This is a genomic window from Exiguobacterium sp. FD-YE-25-4 (genome assembly GCF_057004685.1).
The window spans coordinates 1,533,083-1,545,670 of record NZ_CM168041.1 but is presented as its reverse complement, the minus strand read 5'-3'; the positions used below and the strand labels follow the sequence as shown (position 1 = coordinate 1,545,670).

Below are 12,588 nucleotides of genomic sequence, written 5' to 3'. Positions count from 1 at the left end.
GAGCTCTGCTTCGGCAGGGCTCTTACTTGTTGTCGAGCAATCGTTTCAATTCGGCGATTCGGTCATGGCGCGGGATGAACGTACGAATCTCTTTCTCGCTGAACCCGATTTGAATCCGATTGTCGTCGACGACGATCGGACTCTTCAAGATTTGGGGGTGCGACGCCACAAAGCTGTACAGCTCACGGAGCGACATCTCGTCAAGTTGGTCCGCCGCTTGTTTGTACACGCTCTTTTGGACGGACAACAGGTCGGTCGTCCCGTTCTCGGTGAGGCGGAGCATGTCTTTGAACTCGGTGAACGACATCCCTTGATCGGTCAATTTTTTCTCGATGAATGGGATGTTCTGTTCGCGTAACCAATCAATCGTCTTACGGGAAGAACTGCAGCTTGTATGTGTGAATACGGTGACCGTCACGGCAACCACTTCTCCTTTACGTAAGTATGGACTTCTCTATTTTCTCTCATTCATACGTTTCGAACGCGAAATATGTTTCAAATCACATATACTTTTTATCGCCATCGGACGATTTGTCGTCAGTCAGTTCGGGTACATGACGAAAGAGACCATAACCGAGGAGGGATTTACATGTTTGATTACACGGTCAAGACGGACCAGACGGTCGAAGCGGTCGTCGAGAAGCTGAAAGCGACGCTCAAGGAAGAAGAGTTCGGAGTGCTCTGGGACTTTGATTTGAGCGAGACGCTCGAAGAGAAAGGCCAAGCGATCGACGGGGACTATCGCATCCTTGAAGTATGTAATCCGAAAGAAGCGAAGAAAGTCATCACGACACATCGGGAAGGCGGCTATTTCCTGCCTTGTAAGCTCGCTGTCTTCACGAAAGATGGGTCGACCCATGTCGGGATGCCGAAGCCGACGAAACTGATCGAGCTGATTGAGGATGAGTCGCTTCAATCGATCGCCCACGACGTCGAGACGCGACTGACGCGTGCGATTGATCAAGCCGTATAATTGAATGAGCGAACCCGTCCATGAGAGTGGACGGGTTTTTTCCTGTTCCTCCTTAAAGTCATATAATGGTAAAATTGGTACAAATAGATTTTAAGGGGCGGATGATTTGAAAAAGTTAGCCAGTGCACTCGTATTATCCATGGGCTTATTGGCCAGTTGCGGTGGGGAAAAGCCAGACGTCGTGAACTTGTCGTATGTCGATGCGCATTGGACCGTTAACAAGTATTCCTTAGAGCAACCGGAAGCCCTCGAATCGGTCGATGAGACGTTACAGGCCTGTACCGGGGAATTGACGACTGAATTGAAGGGAGACTTGACGGTTTACGATACGGTCATCGCGAATCGCCATCAGATGACCGATACGGGAGATGAATATGCATATAAATCGGTGACGTACATCAAAGGCGATGAGCATTATGCACTTTGTCGCGATATGCTCTCGGAACGCTTTCAAGCCGAGGTCATTGAGTCATTCCCCCCATTCGTTGATACACAGAACGGGAAGCGAATTCAACGAAACCCTTTCATCGAACCTGCCGACGAAACTACTCAAGCAGAATTCCTCGATACGGATGGATTATTGGAGCCGAATAATGCTGTCGAACCTTTTCCTGATACCATCGTCACGTTCATACCGGCCTTCCACGGCGAGGTGGAATTGACCATTGGAGATCGACAACTCGCTTTCCCAGTGCTTATGTTCGACCCGATGATGGCACACATAGATGAGGTAAAAATCGCAATCGGATATCATCCCGATGAAAAGAAACCCTATGTTTTATTGATGCTCGCGGACCTCTATTTCACAATGAGTCCGCTAGATGAAATTATCGACCCGGTAAAAGGAGAACAGTCGTATGAAGAGTTGACAGTCAAACGACTGCCACTTCGTTCGGAACTATTACCCGACAAATCCTATCCATTGTATGAGTTCAATTATACCCGTGACGGGAAAGCGGTGACCGAAATCGCGACCATTACATATCGTGCCTCTGAACTGTTGACGATTTCTGAACAAAAGGCGCTTAAAGACAATCCGGACGAGCAGTATATGCCGGTTGTGTCAGGGCCACTGATTTACCTACACGAGAAACGGTTCAACAGCGAATCGATATTGACGTATCCGACCGTGCTGCGTGCGGCCGGTAACGAGATGGATGACCTCATTCAAGCAATCGCCTCGGCTGAGCCGACGAAGCGCACGGGTGATCAAGGGAACTATCCTTATCTCACAATCGTCGACGGACTCAAGGGACAAGAGTTCGAGGTGACATATAAACAGCGCTCGAAGAAGCTAGATATTTACGTGACGGACCGATCGACCAAGGAGACGTATAAACTGACGAGCGAAGGGGCAGAGACGTTCTTGTCTTACTTCCCTGATTTGAAGACGAAATGAGTGGGTTGAACATGAAGAAACGAACGTTGGCGGCAATGTCGCTCTTGTTGATGACGGCGGGTTGTTCGGAAGACGTGGACGTCGTCCGCTATGGCCATATCGAGGAACACTGGCAGGCCGAACGGGTCACGATGAACAGTCAAGAGCCTGTAGTGGATGCCGAAACAATCTTGAACCAATGTGAAGATGAGGAACGATTGACCGAACTAGCTGGAGAGACGTTTTCCATACTCGGGATGGCCTACGCGACCCGCGCCCCGTTTATGAATGACGACTATGACGGATACGCCTTCGACGAAGTGACGTATGTCGAGGGAGATGCGGTCTATGCGCTCTGTAGGTCGCATCAAATGGATGGGATCCCAGGGTACCAAGCCGTCGAGCTCGAGGCACGGCCGTCTTTCTTAAAAGACGAAGTTGGCACTGAAGTCTCGTTCCTTCCGAACGTCCATGTCGCGACGGAGAACGAGCGGGCCTCGCTACATGAGCCGGACGCCTTCTACGAGAATGGACAAGATATCGAGCCGTATCCGGTCACGCTCATGAGGATGTCCCCCGGATTTAACGGCACGGTCGAGATTGGGATTGGAGAATGGGGCTTCTTTAACCCATCCTTCGACTTTTCGCCGAACCTCAGACAGTTTGATGTGTTCATCGCACTAGGGCGGGATACGGAGACGAACCTGCCTCATCTGCTCATGTCCTATGGCGGGGACGGGGCTCGCTACTCTTCATCCATTCTTCAAGATACCGACCTGCTCAATGGGGCAGACAGTCTGACCTTCCGTCGGGTATTCGAAGGTGGAACGATGGAACCGTCGAAACAAATTCCGCTTTACGATATTACGGTCGAGGTGGACGGACAGATGGTGACGAAGACCTTGTGGATGCGGTTCAAACCGATCCCGTTGCTCAGTGATTCTACCGAGTTAGAGAAGGTTTCGATTGCTTACCTCCATAAGTATCCGTACCACCGTGAAGTCCCGCTCCCTTATCCGGACGCCGTCAGCGTGAGTGGCGAGGCGTATGATCGATTGGTCGAAGCCATCGAGACCGCGCGCCCGTCGACGAAGAGCGGTGAAACGGAAGATTATAAGTATTTGACGCTATTGCGTGGAAATCTTGGGCAACAGTTCGAGGTCAGCTACCAGCAACGGTCGAAAAAAGTCGATGTCTATGTGAAAGACGTGAAGACCGGTGAAGTGTTCAAACTGTCGAGCGTCGGGGCGGAGACGTTCCAAGAACTGTACCCGCAAGCGTTCGAATGAACAGATTGGACGTGAATCAGGGAGGGATGCGCTGTTGAAACGCATGTTAGCTGGATATGTCATCTGCGCGGGACTGTTGCTTGGAGGTTGTGCCAGTAGCGAGGAAGACGTGGATCCGTCTCGTATCGAGTACCAAACGATACATACTGATGGGGACTACGGGCCGACACGCACCATTACCGACGCTGAGACGAATGCCGAGCTTGACCGAACGACCGAAGAAATCAAATGGGAAGACCACCCCGTCCCAATCAATCGTGACCCGGATGTAAAAGCGACGTTCGTGTTCACGCCGGACGATGCGCCCGAACGTTCGCTCGACTTCGGAATCTGGTTCGATGAGCGGATGATCGGCGGTATCGAACCGAAGGACAGCCGGGGCGAACTCACCGCCGAACAGGTCACGCTGTTCCAAGCCATCTTCGATAAATCAGAATGATCAAGGGCTCGTGCATGGCACGGGTCCTTTGTTCATGGACTTAGCAATGAACCAACTGGAAAACACTTCAAATTCAAGATATTGACTCAATTTCAAAAACCGACGCTATTCAGGACTTTTCACACAAGGTACACTAGAATTCCGCTACATTCCAGGAATAAAGCACTAAAGGAAATCGAGAAAAGAAGGTAGGAATAATCGGAATGGAACTGACAAAGACCGCTAGCCTCTCATCCCCTGACGTGCTCCGTGCCCTCGAGGCCAACGTGGCGATGATCCGATTCGACCGTCAACGACGCGTCGTCGATGTGAACGACCTCTTCGCCAAGGCAATGAAATATAAACGTGACGAAATGATCGGGATGCACCATCACTTGTTCTGCACGCCAAGTTTCGTCAGCAGCCCGGATTATCAAGCGTTTTGGAACAAGCTGTTCGACGGTTTCAGTTCGGCCGACAAGATTGAGCGCATCGACGCCCGCGGTGATTCAATTTGGCTCGAGGCCACCTATATGCCGATCTATGAACAGGACGAAGTCGTCGGCGTCGTCAAAATCGCCTCCGACATCACGAGTCGCCAACAGACGATTGAAGAATACGCGCGCTCATTCCGTGACATGGCAGAAAACCTCGACACCCGGGCCCAACGCGGCATGGAAGAGAGTCAACAGTTGAAACAGACGATCGAACGCCTTGATGCGGACTCGAATCAGAACTTGAAGACGCTCGCAAACTTGCAAGAGCAGGCGGGCGAGATCACGAAAATCGCCAGTACGATCAAAGAGATTGCCGCCCAGACGAACCTGTTGTCGCTCAACGCCGCCATCGAGGCCGCACGGGCAGGTGAGCACGGTCTCGGCTTCAACGTCGTCGCGACCGAGGTGCGGAACCTGTCACGTCTCGTCGAACGCGCCGTCATCGAAGTGCGCTCGAACACGGATGGGATGAACAAGGAGCTCGTCTCGATCGTCGACGGTGTATCCCGCTCCAGTGCAGACATTCAAGAGAGTGTGCGCATCATGGAACAGACACTCGAGCGGTTCGAGCATATCGAACAGTCGGCCGAATCGCTGAACGGGACAGCCGAGCGATTCACCTCCGCCATCTAAAAAAAACCAATCGGACATGCCTCCTGAAAAGGGACACGTTCAATTGGTTTTTTTGATTTGCAGCGTATGGCCATGCTGTTTCAACCAGGCCATCGCGCCGGCGACGTCTGGATACACTGACGCAAGCTTCGACCAGAACGCTTTCGAGTGGTCGAAATGAACGAGATGGGTCCATTCGTGGGCGATGACATAGTCCATGACGTCCCGCGGGGCGAGCATGAGCCGGACGTTGATCGAGATCGTCCCGGTCGAACTGCATGACCCCCAGCGCGTCTTTTGGTGGCCGATGCGGATTCGGCTCGCCTTCACACCGAGCTGACGTTCATAGTGGGGCGCCCGATTCGTGACGTAGGCGAGAGCCCGCTCGCGGAGCCAAGCTTCGTGCGCTTTCCGAAGCGATGACTCGTCCCATGCAGCGGGACAGTGAAAGTTTTCGCCGTCGAAATGGAACCTTGTCTCGGTATCACGTTTGACGAGCGGGAACGTCTCCCCGTGCAAAAGCAGTCTGTCGGCTGGTAAGATGTCACGCTTAGGCAATGCGGCGAGGCGATCTTCGATCCAGCCGGCATGCTCCGTTAAAATCGTCTCGACGACCCGGTCCGGGAGCCTAGCTGGAATCCGCAGCTCGATTCCGTCCGGCGTTACGAAGAAAGCCGCCCGTTTCCGGCGTTTATGGCGGATGACGGTCACGTCCATCAGATTCACCTCCTTGTAGTATCTCGGTCGATTATAGCCGACGTGCCCCGAATCCGCCATCGTTTTGCGGACTCGGACGTCCGTTTTTTGTTACAGTAGGAGTAGGAGGGATGAACATGAAATCAATCTTACATCAATCGCTTGACCGGACCGGAACGGATTCGGTGAAATGGGACGGGCTCGACCGCTGGTTCCATTTGAAAGATGACGTCTTGCCGCTTTGGGTGGCGGACATCGATATCCGCACGGCCCCGTCCATCTCGGAGGCGCTCACGGCGCGGGCCGCGACAGGCGAGTTCGGATACACATTGTTCTCTAGAGAGGCGCAAGCGGCCGTGAGTTCATGGTACGACCGCCGTCACGGGCTCAACGTCGATGCCAATCACGTCTTGTTCTCGAGTGGAGTCGTACCGGGATTGACGCATATCGTCGAGGCGTTGACGGAGGAAGGGGATGGGGTCGTCATCCAGTCGCCCGTCTATCCGCCATTTCATGAACTGGTCACCGGGTTGAAACGGGAGTTGCTCGACGCCCCGCTTCGTCAAGTCGATGGTCGCTACGAGATGGACTTTGATGCGCTCGAGACACAGATGCGCAAGGCGAAGCTGTTCTTGCTCTGCTCGCCGCACAACCCAGTTGGACGGGTATGGACCGAGTCCGAGCTGAAGCAAGTCGTCGAGCTGGCACGTCGCCATGACGTCATCCTCGTCGCTGATGAGATCCATGCCGATTTGACGTACCCGTCACAACGGCACACTGCCCTTAATCGACTCGATGACTCGGTCATCACGGTGAGTGCGCCGTCGAAGGCGTTTAATATCGCTGGACTGTTCGCTTCTTACATCATCTGTCCGGATGATGCGATGCGTAAACGAATCATCCAAGTCCAGAACAAACATCACGTCCTACCGACACCGTTCGCGAACACGGCCATCATTGCCGCCTACACGGATTCGCGCGCCGAGCGTTGGCTTGACCAGTTGACGGCCGAACTCGAGGAGCAGGCGACGTACCTCGTCGAGCGGCTCCAGGAAGAACTACCACAATTGAAGACGTTCATGCCCGAGGCGAGTTATCTCCTCTGGATCGACTTCGCGGGGCTCGGTCTTGAACCGGAAGCGCGGAAGAAGTGGCTGCACGAGCAAGTCCGTCTGTTCTTGTCACCAGGCCTCCCGTTCGGTGCGTCAGGGACGACGTTCGAACGGCTCAATTTCGGGACGGCACGACCAGTGCTTGACGAAGCACTCAAGCGTCTGACAGAACACGCCGGTGGAAAGGCGTTTGTATGAATCAAGAAACGGGAAAAATTTCACAATGAGCCACAAAGCTGACATGGCAACAGAAAGCGAGTGAATGCGATGGAGACGATCAATTGGAAAAAGAAGATGGAAGAACAACTGAGGCGTAGCGGATTCACGTTACAGGTCGAGAACATGGCCAACCTTGGTCTGACGGAGATTCATGCATCTTCGTCCCCGTTGATCTCGTATCCGCTCCGGATTCGGCTGTACGTGCGTATGGGATGGCTCATGTGCACCGTCGATGCGACCTCGGTCGACCGGAACGAGGACCATCCGCTGTTCGAGCGCATGATCGCCGCCGTGTTCGAGCGCATCGTCCGCCATCTGTATCACGCCTATGACTTCCATGTCTTGACGTACATCGGTAACACGGGCAACTATATCGCACCGAAGGACTCGGAGACCGGGGAAATCGTCCGCTTGCTCGCACAACTGTGGACCGACCGCTCTTACCTGCACCTAGAGACGTATGAAGAGTATCCGGCATTATACGTGACGCCGCCATGGGCGCACCAAGCCTACGCGTTTGAGAGCACCGAAGACGAATGGATTGTCTATGCGGGCCGGAGCGGCCGTCCGGCGACGGACTATCGCGCCGACGGGACCGAACTCAAACCGCATCGTCTGGCGGAGGGTGACTTGTTCTTCCCGGTGCACCGGATTCAGAAAGACCGAGGCACGCTCGCGCTCGCCGAATGGTTACGGCTCGAGCGTCGAGAGGTCGAGGATTTCATGCTCGCCTTCATGAAGACGATCCAAAAGTTCGATCCAGCCTTCGGATTTTCTTGGGGTGGGGTGGACACGTTCTTTCACGGGGTACCGGTCGAGCCATACGCGCAAGTACTCCGGCTGGAGAGCGGGAAGCGACGTTATCGGGTCATGAACAACTCGGCGAAGCGATTGTTCGCGGTGGCTGACGATCCGCTCGAATGTTTGAAAGAAGTCGAACAGACGTTACGGACGGTCCGATTACCGGAACAACGCGTCTCGGCACTCGGGCAGCTCGTCATGGGCATTTGGCAACAGTTCGAAGCCGACGAGACGACGTATATCCAAGAAGTCGCCTATCGCGGCATCTCGCAGTTCCAAATCGAAGAAAAAATCGGTCATGCCTTGGCGAACCGGCAACGAATACGCTGGATTGAGAAGGCCGACCCTCGCCAGTCAGTCATCGAATTTGCCCATCTGCGGATTTCATTCCCGAAACGACCACCCGGTATCGTCACCGTCGAACCGGTCGAATCTTCTTATGAGAGAGGTGCGCTATGAGAATCGTTGATGCACGTGCCATGTCAATCAGCCATGAGGACTTGATCGCGGTCACCGAGACGTCCGTCTATTACCGCGAAAAGTCGGGTGAGACAAGTTTCTCGATCTTCCGCTATGACGAAGAAGACGGTTCCGTCACTCCGGTCGGCCGTCGTGTGTATGAAGACTACGGGATCTCGAAGCTGTTCGTCAGTAAGGACCGCGTCTATTTCTTGAACGAGACACCGGACCGGACCGGGGTCGTCCGAACGGAACTGATCGCCTTCGATTACCACTCTGGACAGGAGGTTGTACTCGCGACATTCGAGAAGCGAGGCAACAGCACGCTCTATTGGGTACTCGCCGATCGTTACTTCCTGTTCTTGACGAGTTTCGGGGATGCGGACGAGGCATGGTTGTATGATGCCGAGACGTCGTTCCAAGAACGGATCCGTGATGAACGGCTCGTCGGCCATGCCGGTAAGTTCCGCGAGCTGTATCTGTTCACGACCGAGCTGGACGGGGTCCCTTATATCGTCTGTAACGCCCGATTGGACGAGTTCGCCTATTACGAGGCGCTCGAGGACGGACGGGTCTCGCCAGACGATGCGATCGACCACTCGGAAGCGATCCTCATCTGTTCGCTCGACGAGGCGGTCGAGGCTATCCGGGACCGACAAGGGGAGATCCCGTTCGAGGACTTGATTCGGCTCCATGGGGAAGGGGACACGGTCCAATATCTCGGGGAACGGGACGCGAAACTGCGGTTCTCTGCGTTCGTCGATGCAGCGAATGAGGAGACGATTTATGAGTTGGCGGCACCGGACGTGCTCCGGGAGGTCACGGTCGTCGACTGGGGGGCCTATGAACCGATCGACTTCACGTATGACGATGTCAGTTCGACGGTTTTTATCAAAGTCGAGGAATCGGAAGATCACACCGAACTGATTGACGCGACGACCGGTGCCCGCTTCCTCGATACGGCTCCGTTCGAGCGCGTACTCGCTTCGACCTATTTCATCCATGAATCGGCTGAAGGAGGGGGCGGCGTGAGCATCTTCAACCTCGAGACGAACGAACGTCAAACGTTCGAGGATGCTTACTATACAGTGCTCGATGAGACGATTGTCATCCTCTCGACAAAACAGTTATGACAAAAACACCCGAACCTATCCTGTTGATAGATTCGGGTGTTTTATCTTGGTTTACATAATAAGTTATCGTAAACCGGTTAACGCTTGTTTTTTCTTCTCGTCACCGATATGGGCATATACTTGCGTCGTCGCCACCGACTCGTGTCCGAGCAGTTGTTGGATCGTCAAGACGTCGACCCCGCTCATGGCGAGACGAGAGGCGAACGTGTGTCGCAATTTATGCGGCGTGACCTGCTTGTGCGTCAAAAATGGCAGATATGGCTTCAGACGGTCGATGTGCCCTTTCAACGCGTGCTGCACCGTGCGGACCGAGATCCGTTTGCCTTTCTCGGAGCAGAACAAGGGACCTGCGCCTTGACCACGATATCCGTCAAGGAGCGGCTCGAGCGGGGAGGCGATCGGGATGACGCGTTCCTTGTTCCCTTTCCCGATGACACGGATCGTCCCGTTCTCTCGGTCGATGTCGTTCCAATCAAGGCCGACAAGTTCAGAGACACGCATCCCGGTCAACCCGAGTAGTTGGATCATCAGGAAGTCCCGGTCCCGATTGCGTTCGTACCAGCTCGCTTCGCGGTCGGACATGCCGACGTTGCTGCGGACGAGCGTCGAGAAGTCGAGCCATTCCTGTTCGGTCAAATAGACCGGGTTGCGCTTAGCGCGCTTCGGTCGCTCGACGGCCTGGAACGGGTTGTGCGCCGTGATGCCCGTCTCGATCAGATGGTTGAACAACGACTGCATCGATGACAGTTTGCGGTTGATCACGCTCGGTGCGTTGTCGAGCTCGAGGGCGAGGTACGACGCGTACGCCTCGGCCCCGGCATGGTCGAACTCGACGAACGATTCGATTTCGACCGATGACGGGTCGACCTCAGATGCACTCGCGGTCTCGACCCAGCGGAAGAAATCCAAAAAATCATACAGATAGCGCTGTGCGGTCTGCTCCGAGTAGTGTTTGGCGGCCAAGTGGTTCAAGAACCGTTGGATGAAGCCCGGCATGCGTTCATAGCCGCTCAAGTTGAAACGTCTCGCGTCGACTTTCGTCGGTGATTGGCCGAGCTGGCGGAATATACTCAAAAAATCGCTCCTCGCTTAATGATGGATTGACGTGACGATGCGGTCTTTCCCGGCCTGTTTCCCGGCCCGGAGCCGGTCGTCCGCCTCTTTGACGAGCGTGTCGACAGGCTTGAACCCACGGTGTGTCGTGACACCGAATGTCATTGTCACGCTGAGCCGTCGTCCCTCATAAATCGTCTCGAGTGATTTGATTTGCTGTCTCAGGTGGTCGATTGCTTGCGCCGCCTCATCCTCTGACTGGTTCGTCAAGAACAAGAGGAACTCCTCGCCGCCCCAACGGACGGCAATGCCGTCGGTCCGCGTGAGCGCAGAGGCGACTTGTTTGAGCACGAGGTCGCCGCAGTCGTGACCATGCCGTTCATTGAACGACTTGAAATGGTCGATGTCGGCCAAGACGACCGCATACGGGCGTCCCGACAAGACCGCTTCACGGATCGCCTCTTCGATTAAACGGTATCCGGTCGTACGATTATAGAGACCGGTCAGACCGTCCCGCGAGGCGAGGGTATGTAGCCGTTCGTTCGTCTGTTCGAGTTCGGACGTCACCTCGACGACCGCCCCTTCGAAGATGAATGACAGCCCGGCGATCAAGGCGATGGTCGCGAGTAAACACGTCACCCCGATGACTTGCTCGAGGGTCGGGCCGAGCGGCGATGTCCCGTCCGTCACGTTCACATATAAATAGCCATAGATTCCCATGGCGAGCATCGTCGAGGCGATTCGGATGGCCCGGCTCACGTTCGGCATGAAGAACACGCCATAGGCGACCGTGAGGATGAAGTAGTGGACGTTCGCGCCCCAGCCGAGGACGATTGTCGAGATGATGGCGTTATAGACGACCTCGACGAAGAGACCGATGAAGAACGTCCGATAATATCGTTTATGTACAAAATAAAAAGACAATGTGTAATAAAGAACGCTGAGTACGTTCGACCAGGCAAGGACGGTTACGTCAAGTCGCCAAAACGTGATTAAGAACACGACATGGATGAGCCAAGCGAACACGTTCCCATAAAAAGTGATGCGGTAATTATATAGTGTACCGCGACGTTCCTCATAGGCTGTTCCCACGCGAACACCTCCTTTTTTCAGTATACCGAACCCATCCTCATTTGCCCATGCCTATCCAACAATCGATTAAAACCGACACGCACAAACGCCTTTAAATCGTACATATAATTGCGTGAAATAGATATTTCACGCAACGTTCGTTCACGCGTCATTTTCATCCGAGACACACATCGACCTGTGAACCAGAAAAATTATGTCATATATCATGGTTTACATAATAAGTTATGGTGAACCAATTGATTTGTTTTAAAAATTTGAAAGAGTTACAGTTGTATGATAAAAGAAAATAAAGCTTGAAACGGTGATTCAGGTAAAGGTACACTGAGAACGTAAACAAAAGGGGGATTTCAGGATGGACGATCAACGTTTGAAACAATGGCTCACCGAAGCGAAGACGATCGCTGTCGTCGGCGTGTCAGCGAACCCGAACAAGACCGCGAACCAAATCGCAGAGTATCTGCTGTTGCAAGGTTACACGGTCATCCCTGTCAATCCGACGCTCGAGACGTGGAACGGACGCAAAGTCTATCCGACGGTCGAGAGCATCCCGGGACGCGTCGATATCGTCGACGTCTTCCGACGCAATCAGTATTTGGCCGGCGTGGCCGAAGATGCGGTCCGACATGGGGATGTCGGTCTCGTCTTCAACCAGCTCGGGCTCACCAGCCCGGACGCCGAGTGGATCGCTCGCGATGCCGGACTCGACTACATCGAAAATCGATGCATCTATGTCGAGCACGCCCGCCTTCTCGGTTAAGACCTACCTCCTTGGTAGGTCTCCTTTTTTTCACGAGCCCCGCTCGCGGAGGGAGGCTTGCCAGAATCTAAAAACAGCTATACAATAGGATAGAAAAAC

General features: G+C 54.0%; 13 protein-coding genes. 9 read left to right on the top strand and 4 right to left on the bottom strand.

The genetic code is table 11. The features are described from left to right. Nucleotides 1–22 precede the first annotated feature (22 nt). Nucleotides 23–418 (bottom strand): Spx/MgsR family RNA polymerase-binding regulatory protein, encoded by a 396-nt coding sequence (locus AC13H5_RS07995; RefSeq protein WP_021067479.1) that lies wholly within the window; start codon nucleotides 416–418, stop codon nucleotides 23–25. Between the two features lie 171 nt (nucleotides 419–589). Between AC13H5_RS07995 and AC13H5_RS07990 the strand changes: the two genes are divergently transcribed. The 5 genes from AC13H5_RS07990 to AC13H5_RS07970 all read left to right on the top strand — a co-directional run bounded on the left by AC13H5_RS07990 (nucleotide 590) and on the right by AC13H5_RS07970 (nucleotide 5,188). Further along, a complete protein-coding gene (locus tag AC13H5_RS07990; protein WP_214753274.1) occupies nucleotides 590–973 on the top strand; it encodes a DUF302 domain-containing protein in 384 nt (127 codons plus the stop codon). A 106-nt stretch (nucleotides 974–1,079) separates the two neighbouring features. Continuing rightward, on the top strand, nucleotides 1,080–2,372 hold the full coding sequence (locus AC13H5_RS07985; protein ID WP_483545581.1) for a hypothetical protein: 1,293 nt from the start codon (nucleotides 1,080–1,082) through the stop codon (nucleotides 2,370–2,372). 11 nt (nucleotides 2,373–2,383) lie between these two features. After that, nucleotides 2,384–3,640, top strand: a complete 1,257-nt coding sequence (locus AC13H5_RS07980; protein ID WP_483545580.1) for a hypothetical protein — start codon at nucleotides 2,384–2,386, stop codon at nucleotides 3,638–3,640. 34 nt (nucleotides 3,641–3,674) lie between these two features. Next, nucleotides 3,675–4,079 (top strand): hypothetical protein, encoded by a 405-nt coding sequence (locus AC13H5_RS07975; protein ID WP_483545579.1) that lies wholly within the window; start codon nucleotides 3,675–3,677, stop codon nucleotides 4,077–4,079. A gap of 203 nt (nucleotides 4,080–4,282) precedes the next feature. Next, complete coding sequence (locus AC13H5_RS07970) at nucleotides 4,283–5,188, top strand: methyl-accepting chemotaxis protein (RefSeq protein ID WP_034777642.1); 906 nt, start codon at nucleotides 4,283–4,285, stop codon at nucleotides 5,186–5,188. A gap of 39 nt (nucleotides 5,189–5,227) precedes the next feature. Here the strand turns inward: AC13H5_RS07970 and AC13H5_RS07965 are convergent, their stop codons facing one another. Beyond that, on the bottom strand, nucleotides 5,228–5,884 hold the full coding sequence (locus AC13H5_RS07965) for a M48 family metallopeptidase (RefSeq protein ID WP_483545578.1): 657 nt from the start codon (nucleotides 5,882–5,884) through the stop codon (nucleotides 5,228–5,230). Nucleotides 5,885–6,000: 116 nt separating this feature from the next. Between AC13H5_RS07965 and AC13H5_RS07960 the strand changes: the two genes are divergently transcribed. The 3 genes from AC13H5_RS07960 to AC13H5_RS07950 all read left to right on the top strand — a co-directional run bounded on the left by AC13H5_RS07960 (nucleotide 6,001) and on the right by AC13H5_RS07950 (nucleotide 9,587). Then, a complete protein-coding gene (locus AC13H5_RS07960; RefSeq protein WP_034777639.1) occupies nucleotides 6,001–7,173 on the top strand; it encodes a MalY/PatB family protein in 1,173 nt (390 codons plus the stop codon). A 69-nt stretch (nucleotides 7,174–7,242) separates the two neighbouring features. Then, entirely contained in the window at nucleotides 7,243–8,454 is a 1,212-nt protein-coding gene (locus AC13H5_RS07955) for a hypothetical protein (RefSeq protein WP_215190066.1), read from the top strand. Further along, entirely contained in the window at nucleotides 8,451–9,587 is a 1,137-nt protein-coding gene (locus AC13H5_RS07950; RefSeq protein WP_034777636.1) for a hypothetical protein, read from the top strand. Before AC13H5_RS07955 ends, AC13H5_RS07950 begins: the two co-directional genes overlap by 4 nt. Nucleotides 9,588–9,650: 63 nt before the next feature. Here AC13H5_RS07950 and AC13H5_RS07945 read toward each other — a convergent pair whose 3' ends face one another. Together AC13H5_RS07945 and AC13H5_RS07940 are read right to left on the bottom strand one after the other, a co-directional pair. Further along, complete coding sequence (locus AC13H5_RS07945; RefSeq protein WP_483545577.1) at nucleotides 9,651–10,661, bottom strand: tyrosine-type recombinase/integrase; 1,011 nt, start codon at nucleotides 10,659–10,661, stop codon at nucleotides 9,651–9,653. A gap of 15 nt (nucleotides 10,662–10,676) precedes the next feature. Beyond that, entirely contained in the window at nucleotides 10,677–11,732 is a 1,056-nt protein-coding gene (locus AC13H5_RS07940) for a GGDEF domain-containing protein (RefSeq protein WP_128122467.1), read from the bottom strand. A 352-nt stretch (nucleotides 11,733–12,084) separates the two neighbouring features. Between AC13H5_RS07940 and AC13H5_RS07935 the strand changes: the two genes are divergently transcribed. Then, the gene (locus tag AC13H5_RS07935) at nucleotides 12,085–12,489 is read left to right on the top strand and encodes a CoA-binding protein (RefSeq protein WP_483545576.1); all 405 of its coding nucleotides are present in this window, start codon (nucleotides 12,085–12,087) and stop codon (nucleotides 12,487–12,489) included. Nucleotides 12,490–12,588: the final 99 nt, after the last annotated feature.